We start from the raw sequence: 16,267 nt of genomic DNA, 5'->3' as shown, positions 1-16,267 counted from the left end.
GGGTATGTGGACCACACCCGGGCGGCTCAAGAGCAAGGGCATCGTTGGCATGAACCGGCGCAATATCCGCTATATTGGCCGTTACAACGACCGCCGCCTCTACCCGCTGGTGGATGACAAGCTCCAGACCAAGCTGCTGGCCAAGGAGTACGGCATCACCACGCCGGCGCTGATCGGTACCATCAAGAGCCAGTTTGAAGTCAAAGGCGTGGCGGCAATGGTCGCGGCGCACCCGGGCTTCGTGATCAAGCCGGCCAAGGGCAGCGGCGGCAAGGGCATCCTGGTCATCGAGCATGTCCAGGGCGACAGCTACCTCAAGCCCAGCGGCGCAAGCCTGGGGCGCGGCGCTCTCGAACGTCATGTCTCCAACATACTCTCCGGCCTCTACTCGCTGGGCGGCTCGCCGGACGTGGCGGTGGTCGAGGCGTTGATCAACTTCGATGACAGCCTCTCCGAGTACACCTACGAAGGCGTGCCGGATATCCGCGTGATCATCTTTCAGGGCTATCCGGTGATGGCCATGATGCGGCTCTCCACGGCGGCCTCCGACGGCAAGGCCAACCTTCACCAGGGCGCAGTCGGCGTGGGTCTCGACATCGCCAGCGGCTGCGCGCTGCGTGGCGTGCAGTTCGACCGACCGCGCATCGACCACCCGGATACCGGACACGAGTTGGCGAGCCTCAAGATCCCCGGCTGGCAGACGCTGCTCGAGCTCGCCGCCGGCTGCTTTGAAATGACCGGGCTCGGCTATCTCGGCACCGACATGGTGCTGGATCGCGACCGGGGCCCCATGCTGCTCGAGCTCAACGCCCGCCCCGGGCTGGCCATTCAGATGGCCAACGGTGAAGGGCTACGGCCGCGTCTGGACCTGATCGAGCGACAGCCGTCGGGTGTCGGCATTGCCGAGCGCGTCGCCTTCGCCCAGCGTCACTTTGCGCGTCGCGGTGAGCTGCAGGCAGCCGACTCCCTGCCCTGCCCGGCCTGAGTGGCTAGCGGCGGGCTGGGCACGTAGAATAGATTTCCCATTCAGCTTCAGGCCCATCATGTCCGATGCCAACTCACTGATTCATCAGGCGGAACACCAGTGCCAGCAGCGCGGTGTGCGTTTCACGCCGATCCGCCGTCGTGTGCTCGAGATGATCGCCAGCGCCGACGGTGGGCTCAAGGCCTATGACCTGCTCGACAAGCTGGCCGTCGAGCACGCCTCAGCGCGACCGCCGACGGTATATCGCGCACTGGACTTCCTCATCGAGCAGGGACTGGTTCACCGTATCGAGTCGCTCAACGCCTATGTGGCCTGCCCCTGTCCGGAGCACGCTCACGGCTTTCAGCTGCTTATCTGCCGCCTCTGCGGCCGCGTCGAGGAGCTGCATCTCGACGACGTCAATGCGCAGTTGGCCAGCCGTGCGCGCAGCTTGGGGTTTCACGTCGAGCGTCAGACCATCGAGCTGCTGGGCACCTGTGAGGGGTGTGCGACATGAGCCAACTGTTCAAGCGGCTAGAACGCGCTGAGGTCGGCGATAGCGTCGGGCTCGATGACCTGCTGGCGGCGATCGAGTGGAACCCAGATGGTCTGGTGCCCGCCATCGCGCAGCAGCACGACAGCGGCGAAGTGCTGATGATGGCGTGGATGAACGAAACCGCGCTGCGCGAGACGCTCACCACGCAGCGTGTCTGCTACTGGTCGCGCTCGCGCGGCAAGCTGTGGCGCAAGGGCGAGTCGTCCGGCCAGCAGCAGCATCTGATAAGCGCGGCGTTGGACTGCGACGGCGATACCCTGCTGCTGCAGGTCGAGCAGACCGGCCCGGCCTGTCACACCGGACGCCGCAGCTGCTTTTACGTGACCGTCGACGCCGAGCAGGCGCGTATCACCAGCGCCCCGCTGATCGACCCCGACACCCTCTACGCCAAGCGCTGACCATGGCCGGCTTGTCCCTGCTGAACGGTGTCGCGAAACGCATCCTGATCGGCTTGGGGTCGGTGCTGGGCGGGCTGCTGGTGGTGGTGATCAAGCTCTACCAGTGGGTGATCAGTCCCCTCCTCGGCCCGCGCTGCCGGTTCTGGCCGAGCTGTTCGCACTACACCCTCGAGGCGGTCAAGGTGCATGGCCCGGCCAAGGGCGGCTGGCTGGGGATAAAGCGCATCGTCAAGTGCCATCCCGGTCATCCCGGCGGCATCGACCCGGTCCCCGGGGGCCCCAGCGAAGCGCTCTGCCAGGACGATCCCGACTGTCCCGAGTTTGTCGCTCCCCGGCGGCAGACCTCGAAGCGCCCGTAGTAGCCCGCTACCACCGCCTGCCGGTTTCGGCATGCCAGACTGACGCTGCACCTACCCATCATGAGGAGCACGCCATGTCTGCCAAGTCCATACTGATGCTGTGCGGCGATTTCGCCGAAGACTACGAAACCATGGTGCCCTTCCAGGCCCTCAAGGCCGTGGGGTACCGCGTCTGCTGCGCCCGCTACTAGGCCCTGCAGCTGGCCGGCGACATTCCCACCGATCGCGGCGTGGCGATCGCCGCCCTTGACGCGCCGGCGATCCTGGCCCGTGAGCGGCGGCGTCGACGCGACGTCGCCGCCCCATCGACAGTTGCCTAGAGGCTATTCGATCCGGCCGATACCGGCAAAGCCCTCGCCGACGATGGCCTCCAGCCGCTCGGTGAGCAGCGGGTCATCGAGGACGGGAAAGTCGCGCCGCAGCTTGCCGCTCACGCTGCCGTGCTGTCTAACAGCGCGAATGATACGGTCGATATGTTCATCAGGCCCCTCCACCCACTCCTTGATCGTTTCGCGAGTCATGTGCCAGGCTCGCTGGATGGCTGCCTGCTGGTGCATTTCATGCTCCAGCGTGTAGCGCACAATATCTTCGAGATATTCAACCTGATCGGTCAGGTCGGGATATCGCCAGGTAGGTCCAGCCTCTTCATAGGCAGAAAAGGTGAAGTCAGACTCGATTCCGTCTGGGTATGCCTGCCGTCGAGTCAGAAAGTCTACGGCATCACCGTAACGCCGCATCAGAGGTCGTGAATAACGCTCCAGCACCCGGTCATACTCGATACGCCGCATTGAAGACGAGGTGATGGCCGCCGAGATCGGCAGGATAAAGGGCTCCGGTACGGCGCCGTCGCGTCGCAGCGTATCATTGATCAGGAAGCGCGAGATCCGCCCGTTGCCGTCTGCCAGGGGATGTATGAACACAAAGCCGAAGCTGGCCACCGCTGCCCTGGTGATGGCATCTTCAGGCCCTGTCGAATCGAGAAACTGGCTGAGCCCACCGAGCAGACCGGAGAGCCATTCCCAAGGGGGGCAGACGTAGTGCACGACAGGCCCCTGGCCAACGGAGCGACTGCCCACGAAGACGGGAGATTGGCGCAAGCCCGGCTGGATGGTTGCAACGCCGAGGATAGCGCTCTGTAGTTCACTCAGCGTTTGAGCAGAGAGCGGCTCTTCTTTCTGCCCACAATAAGCCTCCATGGCGGCGGCGAAGCGCTGTATGCGCCCCTGGTGGCTGCCCTCATGCTCGATGACAAAACTCGCCTGACTCTCCTTGATGGTCAACCAGACGGCGCTTCGGCGGAGGATATCGGCACCGAACTCCCCTTCCATGCTTTCTAACTGGTAGCGTATATCATAGCCGCGCGACCGATCGACTTGTGGGGTTCGCCGAACCATGGGGCAGTAATCTGGTGTGCCAGGGAGGTTATCGTTGATACGCCACCGGCGGTTCCGCCTCGGCTGTGTTGCCGTTACATAGTCATCGGGGTTCAGCGCATCCCGGTAGTTACCCCCGGTCTTGGTGATATCGAGGAACTCCCCCGTGAGCCATTCATATAGGAAGCCTGCCCGGCGAGCATACTGGCCGGTGGGCTCGCTACGAACCCATGCAGCAAGACTCTCAGGAGGCAGGCACCGGAAGAGTCGCGCCAGGAACTCGAGGTGTACGCCCTCATGCTTAAGGGCGAAGGTGAGATGACCGGGAAGTGTCGCCGGCGGACGCATGCTTTCAAGATAGGCCTCGCTGCGGCGACCATCATGCTCCAACGTGTGGCGAGCACGACCGATACGACTCTCGACAGGAAAAGGCTGGACGACATCCAGTTCATAAGTCGAGGCTAGCCATGCGTATCCGATTTCGCCGCCCATTTCCCTTGCCAAAATGATTAGCTCACCTAAAAAGCGATTATTTTTATAGCCTAGCGCATAAAAATGATTACATGGAAGGGCGCTAGCACTCAGGCGGCTTCGCGTTGGGCAACATCGTAAATCCGCGCCAGCATCGCATGCAGGCCGTTGCTGCGGGTCGGCGAAAGGTGCTTGTCGAGCCCCAGGGCCTCGAGGAAGCTGGGTTCGGTGGCGACCACCTCCTGGGGTTCGCGATCATTGTAGATGCGCATCAGCACCGCAATCAGCCCCGAGACGATGGCGGCATCCGAGGTGGCATCGAAGTGCAGCCGCTCGCCATCGCGGGCATGGCGTATCCAGACATTGGATTGGCAGCCCTCGATCTTGTAATCCGGGGTCTTCCACTCCTCGGGGAAGGTCGGCAGCTGCTTGCCCATATCGATGATGTACTGGTAGCGGTCCATCCAGTTGTCGAACATCGCGAACTCGTCGATGAGCGCCTGCTGGGCCGCCTGTGGCGTTGGTTCCTGCGCTGACATGGTGACTCCTTTTCCTCGAATGCTGCGATTATACCGGCCAGCCCTCCCCCTTGTCCGCCCCGCTCTCGGAAACGCCATCATTCAGCGTGTGGCGTGACACCTGCGCCTGCCACTCCGCCGCTTCGGCGTGCAGGTAACGCGCCGTGGTGTCGAGCCGGGCATGGCGGGCGGTCATCGCCAGGTAGCGTAGCTCGACGCCGCGCTGAGCCTGGTGCGTCAGTGCCGTGTGCCGCAGCCAGTGCGGCGAGGCCTGGCGCAGCGTGGGGGCCATCGCCGCCAGCGAGGCCGGCGCCTCGCCGTGACGCCCCGCCGTCGCGAGCGCATCGGCCGCCTCGCCGAAGGCCGCCTTGATCAGCCGGTAGAGCTGGTTGTCGCCCAGCCCGCGCTTGCCGTCCAGCCCGCGCAGCAGCGGTCCGCTATCGTGCTGGCCGGGCTCCCGAGCAAGCCCCAGCGCCTGGCGCCACTCGCCGACCAGCGTCAGCGCCTCCGGCGGCAGCGGAATCTCGGCGCGCTTGCCACCCTTGCCGGTGACCCGCCACCACCAGCGGCCCTCGATGCGGTAGATATCCTCCATGCGCGCCGCGGCCAGCTCGGCAATCCGCGGTGCCAGCAGATAGGCAAAGCCGAACAGTAAACGCCGCCGCTGCCAGCCCAGCATCTGCCGCGCGCTGGTGCCCTCTCCCGGTGGCCGGTTGAGCCATGCCCACAGCCACTCCCACAGCGGCCGCTCCAGGTAGCGCTCGATGCGCCCGCTGCGGTTGTCGACCCGGCGACGCTTGTCGCGCATCAGTCGAAAGGGGTTGTGGCGCACCCAGCCGGCGTCGGTTAGCCAGGCGAACATGCCCTGCAGGATCACCAGGCTCTGGCGGCGGCTCGAGGCAGACAGCGGCCCACGAAATGGCCGCCACTGGTGGCTGGCCCTGGGTCGCGGCGGCCCGATCCAGCGATCCACCGGCTGCGGGTCGGCAAGAAACGCCTCGAAGTCGGCTAGCTGCTCGCGACGCAGTGCATCGAGGGTCAAGCCGCGTTCGGCCAGCCACAGCAGCAGGCGCTCGGCCTCCTTGCGGTAGGCACGCTGCGTCTGGGGGCTGGCGCGGTATTCCGCCAGCCACAGGCTGACCGCCTCGATATCGCTATGCGCCGCGATATGCACGTCATCGCCGCTGGGAAGCAGCACCGGCGTTTGCGATACCGCCAACCCACCGGGGGCCCCTTGCTCATGCCGTTCCAACGTCGCTCCTCCCCTATCCCCTTGGCGCTTGGCGCTTGGCGCTTGGCGCTTGGCGCTTGGCGCTTGGCGCTTGGCGCTTGGCGCTTGGCGCTTGGCGCTTGGCGCTTGGCGCTCAGTATCGCGGTATAGCCGGCACATAATCAAGATAAGCCACGTAATCATGAATTAAGCCGTCATATCATAGTGTAGATTACATAAAACGTATTACATATAGCGCTTCCTTTTTGCCGCATCCAGCGCTAGTCTGCGCCCAGACAGCAGCGGCTGGCGGGCTAAGCAAAGGAGCGCGACATGGCAAGAAACGGCGTGCAGTTCGAGGACGTTCAGCGGGCGGTGGATGCCCTGCTGCAGCGCGGTGAGACGCCCAGCGTGCAGAAGGTGCGCGAGGTGCTGGGTACCGGCAGCTTCACCACCATCAGCGACCATCTGCGCGAATGGCGGCAGCAGCGCGAGCAGAATCGCGCCACACCCCACCCCCAGGCGATTCCCGAGGCGCTGCAATCGCTGATGGGCGAGCTGTGGCACAAGGCCGAGGAGGCCGCCAGCGAGGGGCTGGCTCACTATCGCGCGGAGGCCGAGCAGCGCGTCGAGACGGCCCGACAGGCCAGCGCCGAGAGCCAGCGGCTGGCCGAACATGCCGCCCAGCGTGAAGCCGCCCTCGCCGACCATCTGGGGCAGGTGCAGGCCAGCCTCGACGTGCGTAGCCAGGGCCTGGCCAAGGCCGAAGCCGAGCGCGACAGCCTGCAGTCGCGCCTGTCGGCGCTCGAACAGCACTGCCAGCGGCTCGAGGCCCAGCTGCAACAGCTGCAGAAGCAGCGCGACCAGCAAGGCGAAGCGCAGCGCCAGGCGCTCGAGGCTCAGGCGGAGCGGCATCGTGACGCCCTGCAGCAGGAGGAGCAGCGCCATGAGACCGCCGAAGCGCGCCTGATGAGCCTGCTCGATGCATCGCGTCAGGAGCGTCAGGCGGCGGACAAGCAGCACGCCGAGCGCCTGGCCCAGTTGGAAGCGCGTCTCGAAGCGCGGGATCAGCAGCTACAGGCGCTGCGCAGCGACCTCGCCGAGCAGGAGCGCCGCCAGCGCGAGGCAAACTGGCAGCGACAGCAGGCCGAGGACGCCCGCAATGATGAGCGCCAGCGCAGCGACGAGCTGGCCAGTCGGCTGGCGTCTCGCGAGCAGGCGCTGGAAGAGAGCCGCCAGCGGCTGGTCGAGCTGGAGGCTCGCCTGGCCCAAGCCAGCCTGCCGCCCTTCACCTACTGATTGCCACGCGCTCAAACGCAGCAGAGCCGCTCCATGAGCGGCTCTGCTATAGCGCGATGACCTGGCGGATCTAGTAGACCTAGCGGTAGTAGGCCTGGCTGGTGTCGGTGTGATCGGTGACATCGCGAATCCCGCCGAGCTCGGGGATGCGCTCGAGCAGTGTCTTCTCTACACCGTCCTTGAGGGTCAGGTCGACCGCGGCACAGCCCTGGCAGCCGCCGCCGAAGGCCAACACCGCGATGTTCTCTTCGGTCAGCTGGATCAGCTTGATTTCACCGCCGTGGGCGGCAAGGCCGGGGTTGATCTCACTGTAGAGTACGTAGTTGACGCGGTCTTCCAGCGGACTGTCGGCATTAACCTTGGGCATCTTGGCATTGGGTGCCTTGATGGTCAGCTGGCCGCCCATGCGATCGGCGTTGAAATCGACCACCGCCTCGTCGAGGAACGCCAGGCTGTTCTTGTCGAGGTAGACGCGAATCTTGTCGAGTTCGAGCAGCTCGTCGCTGGGCTCTTCCTCTCCCGGACGGCAGTAGGCCAGGCAAGTCTCGGCGTAGGGCGTGCCGGGCTGGGTGATGAAGATGCGCACCGCAATGCCCTCGACGTTCTGCTTTTCGAGCAGCTCGGCAAGGTAATCCTGGGCGCTATCGGTAATCTCGATGCTCTGGCTCATAGTGTCGTCAGTCCTGAAACCGATGGGCAGATGAATACCCATATGGTAGGGAAAAGTCCCCGGCGACACAATCCCGAGTGAAATACTCGGTTTTGTCGCCCCCTGCCCCGGGCCAGACGCTTTCTGGTACCATGCGCGGTGATATCGTGACGGCGCGGGGCACCGACTAGCCCTGCGCTGCAGACCCTGACGCTGGAGAAAGCTTCCCACCATGGCCGCCGTTCCCACTGCTGTTACCGCCGCACTTCACGAGCAACTCGCCCGTCGTATCATGATCCTCGATGGCGGCATGGGCACCATGCTACAGAATGCCGACCTCAGCGAGGCGGAGTTTCGCGGCGAGCGCTTCAAGGAGTGGCCCAGCGACCTCAAGGGCAACAACGACCTGCTGGCACTCACCTGCCCGGACGTCGTGACGCGCATTCATCGCGACTACCTCGAAGCCGGCGCCGATATCATCGAGACCAACACCTTCAACAGCACCCAGCTGTCCCAGGCCGACTACGGCATGCAGTCGCTGGTGGTCGAGCTCAACCGCGAGTCGGCGAGACTGGCCCGCGAGGTGTGCGACGCGGTCGCCGCCGAGACCGGCGTGCCGCGCTATGTCGCCGGGGTGCTGGGTCCGACCTCGCGCACCGCCTCGCTGTCGCCGGACGTCAACGACCCGGCCAAGCGCAACGTCACTTTCGACGAGCTGCGCGACAACTACTACGAGGCCGCCGAGGCATTGATCGAGGGTGGCTCGGACCTGATCCTGATCGAGACCATCTTCGACACGCTCAACGCCAAGGCGGCGATCTTCGCCCTCGAGCAGCTGTTCGACGACCGCGGCGAGCGCCTGCCGGTGATGATCTCGGGCACCATCACCGACGCCTCGGGCCGTACCCTCTCCGGCCAGACCACCGAAGCGTTCTGGAACTCGATTCGTCACGCCCAGCCGCTATCGGTTGGCCTCAACTGTGCGCTGGGCGCCGAAGAGCTGCGCCCCTACCTCGAGGAGCTCTCGACCAAGGCCGACACCTTCGTTTCGGCCCACCCCAACGCCGGCCTGCCCAACGAGTTCGGCGAGTATGATCAAACCCCTGAGGAGATGGCGGAGATCGTCGCCGAATTCGCCGACAGCGGACTGGTCAACATCATCGGCGGCTGCTGCGGCTCGACCCCTGAGCATATCCAGGCGATCGCCGAGGCGGTGCGCAATACCTCGCCGCGCGAGGTGCCCGAACGCCCCCGCGCCTGCCGCCTGTCGGGCCTCGAGCCGTTCAACATCGAGCACGACTCGCTGTTCGTCAACGTCGGTGAACGCACCAACGTTACCGGGTCGGCGCGCTTCAAGCGGCTGATCGTCGACGAGGACTACACCACCGCCCTCGAGGTGGCCCTGGAGCAGGTCGAGAACGGCGCCCAGATCATCGACATCAACATGGACGAGGGCATGCTCGAGTCCCAGGAAGCGATGGTGCGCTTCCTCAACCTGATCGCCGGCGAGCCGGATATCTCGCGGGTGCCGATCATGATCGACTCCTCCAAGTGGGAGATCATCGAGGCCGGCCTCAAGTGCGTACAGGGCAAGGCGGTGGTCAACTCGATCTCCATGAAGGAGGGCGAAGACGCCTTCCGCGAGCAGGCCACCGCCTGCCGTCGCTACGGGGCGGCCATCGTGGTGATGGCCTTCGACGAAGACGGCCAGGCCGACACCTTCGCGCGCAAGGCCGAGATCTGCGAGCGCGCCTATCGGCTGCTGGTGGACGAGATCGGCTTCCCGCCGGAAGACATCATCTTCGACCCCAATATCTTCGCCATCGCCACCGGCATCGAGGAGCACAACAACTACGCCGTCGACTTCATCCAGGCCACCCAGTGGATCCGCGAGCACCTGCCTCATGCCATGGTCTCCGGTGGCGTGTCCAACGTCTCCTTCTCGTTCCGCGGCAACAACCCGGTGCGCGAGGCGATCCACTCGGTGTTCCTCTACCACGCCATCCGCGCCGGCCTGACCATGGGCATCGTCAACGCCGGCCAGCTGGCGGTCTACGACGACCTGCCCGCCGAACTGCGCGAAACGGTAGAAGACGTGGTGCTCAACCGGCGCAGTGACGGCACCGAGCGGCTCCTCGACATCGCCGACAAGTACAAGGGCGACGGCTCCGGCGTGGCCAAGAAAGAAGACTTGGAGTGGCGCAGCTGGCCGGTCAACAAGCGCATCGAGCACGCCCTGGTCAAGGGCATCACCGCGCATATCGAGGACGACACCGAGCAGGCCCGGGCCCAGGCCGAGCGCCCCATCGAGGTCATCGAAGGTCCGCTGATGGACGGCATGAACGTGGTCGGCGACCTGTTCGGCGACGGCAAGATGTTCCTGCCCCAGGTGGTCAAGTCGGCGCGTGTCATGAAGCAGGCGGTGGCCTACCTGATTCCCTATATCGAGGCCGAGAAGAGCGAAGAGACCAAGGCCAAGGGCAAGATCGTCATGGCCACGGTCAAGGGCGATGTACACGACATCGGCAAGAACATCGTCGGCGTCGTCCTGCAGTGCAACAACTACGAGGTGATCGACCTCGGCGTGATGGTGCCCGCCGAGAAGATCCTGCAGACCGCCCGCGAGCACAATGCCGATATCATCGGCCTGTCCGGGCTGATCACCCCGTCGCTGGATGAAATGGTCCACGTTGCCAAGGAGATGCAGCGCCAGGGCTTCGAACTGCCGCTGCTGATCGGCGGTGCCACTACCTCCAAGGCCCACACCGCGGTCAAGATCGAGCCGCAGTACCAGCATCCGGTGATCTACGTCACCGACGCCTCGCGGGCCGTCGGCGTCGCCGGCCGCCTGCTGACGCCGAATCTCAAGCCGACCTATGTGGCGGAGATTCGCGAGGAGTATGAGAAAGTCCGCGAGCGCAACGCCAAGCGCCGCCCCAAGGCGGCGGACCTCTCCTACGCCGAGGCCCGCAAGCGGCGCTTCCGCACCGACTGGACCAGCTTTACCCCGCCCGCTCCCCAGTTCACCGGACTCAAGGTCTTCGATGACTACGACCTCGAGGAGCTGATCGAGCGCATCGACTGGACGCCGTTCTTCATGAGCTGGCAGCTGGCCGGCAAGTACCCTAAGATCCTCGACGACAAGGTGGTTGGCGAGGCGGCGCGCAGCCTGTTCGCCGATGCCCAGGAGATGCTCGCCAAGCTGGTCGATGAAAAGCGCGTCCAGGCGCGCGGCGTGATCGGCCTGTGGCCGGCCAACAGCGTCGATGACGACGTCATCGAGGTCTACGCCGACGAGTCGCGCAGCGAGGTGGTCGAGCGGCTGCACCACATCCGTCAGCAGATGACCAAGAATCGCGACGGCATCTGCTACAGCCTGGCCGACTTCATCGCACCCAAGCAGAGCGGCAAGCCCGACTGGATCGGTGGCTTCGCGGTCACTACCGGCCACGGCGTCGATGAACTGAGCAAGGCCTACGAAGCCGCCGGCGACGACTACAACGCGATCATGGTCCAGGCGCTTACCGACCGCCTCGCCGAGGCCTTCGCCGAGCGCATGCACGAGCGGGTGCGCAAGGAGTTCTGGGGCTACGTGCCGCAGGAGCAGCTCGACAACGAGGCGCTGATCGCCGAGAAGTATCAGGGCATTCGCCCGGCACCCGGCTACCCGGCCTGCCCCGACCACACCGAGAAGGCCACCCTGTTCCGCCTGCTCGACGCCGAGCGCCATAGCGGCCTGACGCTGACCGAGAGCTTCGCCATGTGGCCGGCGGCGGCGGTGTCCGGCTGGTACTTCGCGCACCCGCAGTCGAAGTATTTCGCCACCGGCAAGATCACCCGCGATCAGGTCGAAGTGCTGGCCGAGCGCAAGGGCATGCCGCGCGCCGAGCTCGAGCGCTGGCTGTCCCCGGTGCTCTCCTACGACGCCGACTGACCCCGCCTGGGGCCCGCGCTAGCGGGCCTTGCCACTCACCCGCTGGAAGCCGGCATGCTCCCCGAGCCATCCCGACGCCGTACCATCCTCAAGCTGGCGCTGCCGATCATCGCCGGGATGCTCTCCCAGAGCCTGCTCAACCTGATCGACGCCGCCCTGGTCGGGCGGCTCGGCGAAGTCGCCCTGGCAGGCGTGGGGGTCGGGGGCTATGCCATGTTCCTGGTCACCGCCATGCTGTTCGGTCTGTCGTCTGGCGTCCAGGCACAAACCGCCCGGAGGCATGGCGAAGAGGCCTGGTCGCGGCGCGCCGCGCCACTCAATGCCGGCCTGGTGATCGCCCTGCTGGTAGCCGGTCCGTTGACCCTGCTCTGCCTGTGGCAGGCGCCACGCCTGCTGACGCTGATCAATCAGACTCCGGAGGTCAACAGCGTAGCGGTGGAGTATTTCCGCTGGCGGGTGATCTCGCTGGTCCCGGTGGCGATGATCTTCTGCTTCCGTGGCTACTGGAACGGCATTCAGCAGACCGGTATCTATCTGCGCATCATCCTGATCATGCATCTGATCAATGTGGTCGCCAGTGTCGGGCTGATCTTCGGCTACGCCGGCCTGCCTGCCATGGGGCCTGCCGGGGCCGGCGCCGGGACCAGCCTGTCGCTCTTCAGCGGCGTGCTGATCTGGCTGGCATTGAGCACTCGCCGCGCTGCCGCCAGCGGCTTCCTGACGCGCTGGCCGCAGCGTCTCACCTATCTGACGACCCTGCGGCTGGCAACGCCCCACTCCTTCCAGCAGCTGTGGTTCGCGGCCGGCTATGCAGTACTGTTCTGGATTCTCGGGCAGCTGGATACCGCAAGCGTCGCGGTAGGCCATATACTGGTGAACCTGTCGCTGTTTCTGATCCTGCCGGGGGTGGGATTGGGCATGGCGGCGATGAGCCTGGTGGGGCAAGCGATGGGGCGCGATGCCTATCGCGATGCCCATCGCTGGGGCTGGGACGTGGTCAAGATTGCCTGGGGCTGCCTGGCCCTCCTGGCCCTGCCCATGCTGCTGGTGCCGGAACTGGTGCTCGGCCTGTTCCTGCACAGCGAGGCGCTGGTCGAGATGGGGCGCCTGCCGCTGCGCTTGACGGCCGCGATGATCGTCCTCGACGCCGCCGCCCTGGTGCTGGCTCAAGCACTGCTCGGCGCCGGCGCCAACCGCACCGTCATGACCCTGACGCTGTCGATGCAGTGGCTGCTGTTCCTGCCGCTGGCCTGGCTGGTGGGTGTGGGGTTCGATCAGGGGATAGCCGGGATCTGGTGGGTGCAGCTCGGCTATCGCAGCCTCAACTCGCTCTGTTTTGCCCTGCTCTGGCAGCGTCGGCGCTGGCAGCAGCTGGTGGTTTGACCATAACAAGGAGAACCGTGAATGCGTGTGCTGGCCACCTGTCTGCTGTCCCTGGTGTCTCCGGCGATATTCGCCGCCTCGCTCAACGTTACCTTCATCAATCCCGGCTACCAGGGCGAGCGCTTCTGGGACATGGTCGGCACCACCATGCTGGCCGCTGCTGCGGATCTCGACATCGAGCTCGAGATCCTGCACGCCGAGCGTGACCGATATATCATGCAGTCACTGGCCGCGCAGGTGCTCGAGCGAGAGCGTGCGCCCGACTACCTGGTGCTGGTCAATGAAGAGCAGCAAGCCGTCGAGCTGCTGAAACAGGCCGAAATGCACGGCGTTGACGTGCTCTTTCTGCTCAATGGTCCGAGCGCCGAACAGCGCCTGCACACCGGCGCCCCCGGCGAGCGTTACCGCCACTGGGTAGGCGTCATCGAGCCTGATAATTTCGCCGCCGGCGCACGCATGGCCGAGGCGCTGCTGGAGGCGGCCCCATCGCGGTCTTACCCGCTCCCCACCCTGGCGCTGCTCGGTGACACCCTCACCCCGGCCTCGATCGGCCGCAACGGCGGCATGCTCGACGTGCTGCTCGAGGAGCCGCGCATACGCCTCGACCGGCTGTTGACCGCCCACTGGAACCAGGAAGAGGCGCGCACTCTGACCGCCGGCTACCTGCGCTGGCTGGCGCGGCGCAACGAAACACCTGCGCTGATCTGGGCGGCCAACGACCCGATCGCCATCGGCGCCATCGAGGCGTTGCAGGAGGCCGGCTTCGCGCCGGGTGAAGAGGTGTTGCTGGTGGGTCTCAACTGGTCGCCGGAAGGCATCCAGCGAGTCGCTCGCGGTGAACTGCTGCTCACCGACGGTGGGCATTTCCTGGCCGGCGCCTGGGCCATGGTCCTGCTGCGCGACCTGGCCGATTCGGTCATCGAGGTGGCGGATGCCAGCATCCGCTTTCCGATGGCTGCCCTCGACGCCAACGACGTCGCCCTCTACGGCGAGCGACTCGTGTCGCCGGAGTGGTCGCATATCGATTTCTCGCGCTTCCGCTACGCGGGCGACGGCTACGATTTCTCCCCGCGACGAGCGCTCGAGATGCTGATGGAGGTGCAGCCATGAGCCGTCGGCTGAGCCTCAACCAATTGTTCATGCTGCGCCTGGTGCCTCTCGCCCTGCTGGTGGCACTGGCGGTGAGCCTGGCCAGTGCCTGGCATCTGCACAAGCGTTTCGAAGTCGAGCTGGAGCGCAAGGAGAGCGAACTGCTGCGCATCGGCGCCAGCCTGATGGCCGCGCCGCTTTGGAACTTCGATAATCATGCGCTCAGTGAACTGGTAGAGACGCTGCTGGCCGATGCCGATGTGGCCAGCGTCAGCGTCTATGACGATAACGATACGCTGATACTCTCGCGGCACACCAGTCATGACCTGCTCGGCATGGAACAGCGCCGTGCTGCCATCATCTTCGAGAATGCCCTGCTGCGACGTCAACTGGGCCACCTCGAGCTGACCTTCACCCGCCAGCGGCTCAGCGAACAGATCGGCTGGTCGATATTCTTCACCCTGCTGGCCGTCGCGCTGGTGGTGGTGGCGGTGCTCGCCTGGACCATGCGCTTCAATCGACTGCACGTGGTGGCGCCACTCAACGCCATTCTCGACACCCTGCGCGCGATGCGCAGCGGTCAACCCTTCGTGCCGGTGGTCAGCCGCGCACCGGGAGAAGTCGGCGCGGCACTGCTGGCGTACAACAGCCTGGCGGTGCAGCTCGATCACGCTCACCAGGAGATCGCCGCCCAGTCGCAGCGCGATGCCCTGACCGGCCTGCTCAATCGGCACGGCTTCTATGCCCACTTGAGCGAGTGGCTGGAAGTGCATCCGCAGCGGCCGCTGGGCGTGCTGCACATGGATATCAATCATTTCCGCTGGATCAACGAGAGCTTCGGCCAGGATGCCGGCAGCCAGCTGCTCTGCGATATCGCCGCGCGCCTCGAGCAACAGCTGGCGTCGCAGCTGCAGCTGCCCCTGGCACGGCTCGGCAGTGACGAATTCGTGGCCGCCTTTGCCGATATCGATGCGCCGGGCCTGGCCCGGCACGCTCGCAGCTTGCAGCGCAGCATGCTGGAGCCGTTCACGATATTCGACCAGCAGGTGTTCGTGTCGATGAACCTGGGCGGCGCGCTGTTCCCCCAGCATGCCGCCACCGCCGAGGGGCTGCTCAAGGTGGTAGAGCTGGCGTTACGCCGCGGCAAGGCGCGCAGCCCCGGCGAATATCGCCTTTACCAGCCCTCCAGCACGCACCTGCCGGCGCACCAGATGATCGCCATGGAGCGTGACCTGCATCGTGCGCTCAATGAAGACGGGCTGCGCCTGATGCTGCAACCTATCGTCACCGCCGACTCCACTCCTGGCGATCGCGTCGTGCTGGCCGGTGTCGAGGCGCTGGTACGCATCGAACATCCCGAGCACGGCGCACTCGCTCCCGACAGGTTCATTCCAGTCGCCGAGGCCTCGGGCCTGATCCTGCCGCTCGGCGCCTGGGTCATGGAACAGGGTCTGGCCTGGCTCGCCGCTGCGACCCGCCAGGGATTCGAGACCCAGACCATCTCCTTCAACGTCTCGGCACGTGAAATACACGCCGGCGGCCTGGTCGAGCGCCTCGCCGAAGGGCTAGAGCGACATGCCCTGGCCGCCCATCGCATCATCCTCGAAGTCACCGAGAACCTGATGCTCGAGCGCGATGAAGTGGTGCTGGAGACCTTCGATGCGCTGCGCGAACTCGGCTGCAGGCTGGCCATCGATGATTTCGGCACCGGCTTCTCATCGCTGAGCTACCTTCAGCACCTGCCTTTCGATATCGTCAAGATCGACCGCTGCTTCGTCACGGCGATTCATCACGACTCACACCAGGCGGCACTGGTGGCGGCGATGATCGAAATGGGCCATGCGCTGGGGCTGAGCGTCACCGTGGAGGGCATCGAGTTTGCCGACCAGGCCCGCTGCTGTCTCGACAACGGGGCCGACCACCTGCAAGGTTACTACTTCTGCCGGCCGCTGCCGGCGGAGGAGGCGCTTTCACGTTTCATAACTCTTTAATTAAAATCTATGATCATTTATTCTTTCAAAGAATAACGCTTGGGGAGTATCGTCCTCCCATCGGCCACACCCA

13 protein-coding genes are annotated in these 16,267 nt (G+C 65.1%); 9 read left to right on the top strand and 4 right to left on the bottom strand.

Translation table 11 applies throughout. The annotated features are described in order from the left end of the window. Positions 1 to 4 precede the first annotated feature (4 nt). From BWR19_09115 to BWR19_09100, 4 genes are read left to right on the top strand one after another with little or no spacing between them, the layout of a single operon-like run. Positions 5 to 985 (top strand): alpha-L-glutamate ligase-like protein, encoded by a 981-nt coding sequence (locus BWR19_09115; protein ID APX93076.1) that lies wholly within the window; start codon positions 5 to 7, stop codon positions 983 to 985. A 58-nt stretch (positions 986 to 1,043) separates the two neighbouring features. Continuing rightward, on the top strand, positions 1,044 to 1,481 hold the full coding sequence (locus tag BWR19_09110; protein ID APX93075.1) for a transcriptional repressor: 438 nt from the start codon (positions 1,044 to 1,046) through the stop codon (positions 1,479 to 1,481). Next, positions 1,478 to 1,918, top strand: a complete 441-nt coding sequence (locus BWR19_09105) for a phosphoribosyl-AMP cyclohydrolase (protein ID APX93074.1) — start codon at positions 1,478 to 1,480, stop codon at positions 1,916 to 1,918. Before BWR19_09110 ends, BWR19_09105 begins: the two co-directional genes overlap by 4 nt. Positions 1,919 to 1,920: 2 nt before the next feature. Beyond that, positions 1,921 to 2,277: a membrane protein insertion efficiency factor YidD gene (locus tag BWR19_09100; GenBank protein ID APX93073.1), complete on the top strand. Its 357-nt coding sequence runs from the start codon at positions 1,921 to 1,923 to the stop codon at positions 2,275 to 2,277. Positions 2,278 to 2,600: 323 nt separating this feature from the next. Here BWR19_09100 and BWR19_09095 read toward each other — a convergent pair whose 3' ends face one another. The 3 genes from BWR19_09095 to BWR19_09085 all read right to left on the bottom strand — a co-directional run bounded on the left by BWR19_09095 (position 2,601) and on the right by BWR19_09085 (position 5,858). After that, positions 2,601 to 4,142 (bottom strand): cell filamentation protein Fic, encoded by a 1,542-nt coding sequence (locus BWR19_09095; GenBank protein ID APX93072.1) that lies wholly within the window; start codon positions 4,140 to 4,142, stop codon positions 2,601 to 2,603. Positions 4,143 to 4,231: 89 nt separating this feature from the next. Next, positions 4,232 to 4,660, bottom strand: a complete 429-nt coding sequence (locus BWR19_09090; protein APX93071.1) for a Fe-S cluster assembly protein SufE — start codon at positions 4,658 to 4,660, stop codon at positions 4,232 to 4,234. Between the two features lie 28 nt (positions 4,661 to 4,688). Continuing rightward, on the bottom strand, positions 4,689 to 5,858 hold the full coding sequence (locus tag BWR19_09085) for an integrase (protein APX93070.1): 1,170 nt from the start codon (positions 5,856 to 5,858) through the stop codon (positions 4,689 to 4,691). Positions 5,859 to 6,182: 324 nt separating this feature from the next. On the opposite strand from BWR19_09085, the gene BWR19_09080 reads away from it, so the two are divergent. Then, positions 6,183 to 7,148, top strand: coding sequence for a hypothetical protein (locus tag BWR19_09080; GenBank protein APX93069.1), 966 nt, complete (start codon positions 6,183 to 6,185; stop codon positions 7,146 to 7,148). Between the two features lie 79 nt (positions 7,149 to 7,227). Here BWR19_09080 and BWR19_09075 read toward each other — a convergent pair whose 3' ends face one another. Continuing rightward, positions 7,228 to 7,818, bottom strand: coding sequence for a Fe/S biogenesis protein NfuA (locus BWR19_09075; GenBank protein APX93068.1), 591 nt, complete (start codon positions 7,816 to 7,818; stop codon positions 7,228 to 7,230). 211 nt (positions 7,819 to 8,029) lie between these two features. Here BWR19_09075 and BWR19_09070 point away from each other — a divergent pair, with 211 nt between their 5' ends. The 4 genes from BWR19_09070 to BWR19_09055 are packed head-to-tail and all read left to right on the top strand — an operon-like array spanning position 8,030 to position 16,194. Then, complete coding sequence (locus BWR19_09070; protein ID APX93067.1) at positions 8,030 to 11,731, top strand: methionine synthase; 3,702 nt, start codon at positions 8,030 to 8,032, stop codon at positions 11,729 to 11,731. A gap of 54 nt (positions 11,732 to 11,785) precedes the next feature. Further along, on the top strand, positions 11,786 to 13,114 hold the full coding sequence (locus BWR19_09065; protein APX93066.1) for an MATE family efflux transporter: 1,329 nt from the start codon (positions 11,786 to 11,788) through the stop codon (positions 13,112 to 13,114). Positions 13,115 to 13,135: 21 nt separating this feature from the next. Continuing rightward, positions 13,136 to 14,224, top strand: coding sequence for a hypothetical protein (locus BWR19_09060; GenBank protein ID APX93065.1), 1,089 nt, complete (start codon positions 13,136 to 13,138; stop codon positions 14,222 to 14,224). Further along, on the top strand, positions 14,221 to 16,194 hold the full coding sequence (locus BWR19_09055; GenBank protein APX93064.1) for a hypothetical protein: 1,974 nt from the start codon (positions 14,221 to 14,223) through the stop codon (positions 16,192 to 16,194). Before BWR19_09060 ends, BWR19_09055 begins: the two co-directional genes overlap by 4 nt. Positions 16,195 to 16,267 lie beyond the last annotated feature (73 nt).

This window comes from Halomonas sp. 1513 (genome assembly GCA_001971685.1).
Taxonomy (GTDB): Bacteria; Pseudomonadota; Gammaproteobacteria; order Pseudomonadales; family Halomonadaceae; genus Franzmannia.
This window is presented reverse-complemented; position numbering and strand designations above follow the sequence as displayed.

Bases quoted from the DNA above. Each gene is read 5' to 3' on its own strand.
- BWR19_09115 (APX93076.1), top strand. From the start codon at position 5: ATGTGGACCACACCCGGGCGGCTCAAGAGCAAGGGCATCGTTGGCATG.
- BWR19_09110 (APX93075.1), top strand. From the start codon at position 1,044: ATGTCCGATGCCAACTCACTGATTCATCAGGCGGAACACCAGTGCCAG.
- BWR19_09105 (APX93074.1), top strand. From the start codon at position 1,478: ATGAGCCAACTGTTCAAGCGGCTAGAACGCGCTGAGGTCGGCGATAGC.
- BWR19_09100 (APX93073.1), top strand. From the start codon at position 1,921: ATGGCCGGCTTGTCCCTGCTGAACGGTGTCGCGAAACGCATCCTGATC.
- BWR19_09095 (APX93072.1), bottom strand. From the start codon at position 4,142: ATGGGCGGCGAAATCGGATACGCATGGCTAGCCTCGACTTATGAACTG.
- BWR19_09090 (APX93071.1), bottom strand. From the start codon at position 4,660: ATGTCAGCGCAGGAACCAACGCCACAGGCGGCCCAGCAGGCGCTCATC.
- BWR19_09080 (APX93069.1), top strand. From the start codon at position 6,183: ATGGCAAGAAACGGCGTGCAGTTCGAGGACGTTCAGCGGGCGGTGGAT.
- BWR19_09075 (APX93068.1), bottom strand. From the start codon at position 7,818: ATGAGCCAGAGCATCGAGATTACCGATAGCGCCCAGGATTACCTTGCC.
- BWR19_09070 (APX93067.1), top strand. From the start codon at position 8,030: ATGGCCGCCGTTCCCACTGCTGTTACCGCCGCACTTCACGAGCAACTC.
- BWR19_09065 (APX93066.1), top strand. From the start codon at position 11,786: ATGCTCCCCGAGCCATCCCGACGCCGTACCATCCTCAAGCTGGCGCTG.
- BWR19_09060 (APX93065.1), top strand. From the start codon at position 13,136: ATGCGTGTGCTGGCCACCTGTCTGCTGTCCCTGGTGTCTCCGGCGATA.
- BWR19_09055 (APX93064.1), top strand. From the start codon at position 14,221: ATGAGCCGTCGGCTGAGCCTCAACCAATTGTTCATGCTGCGCCTGGTG.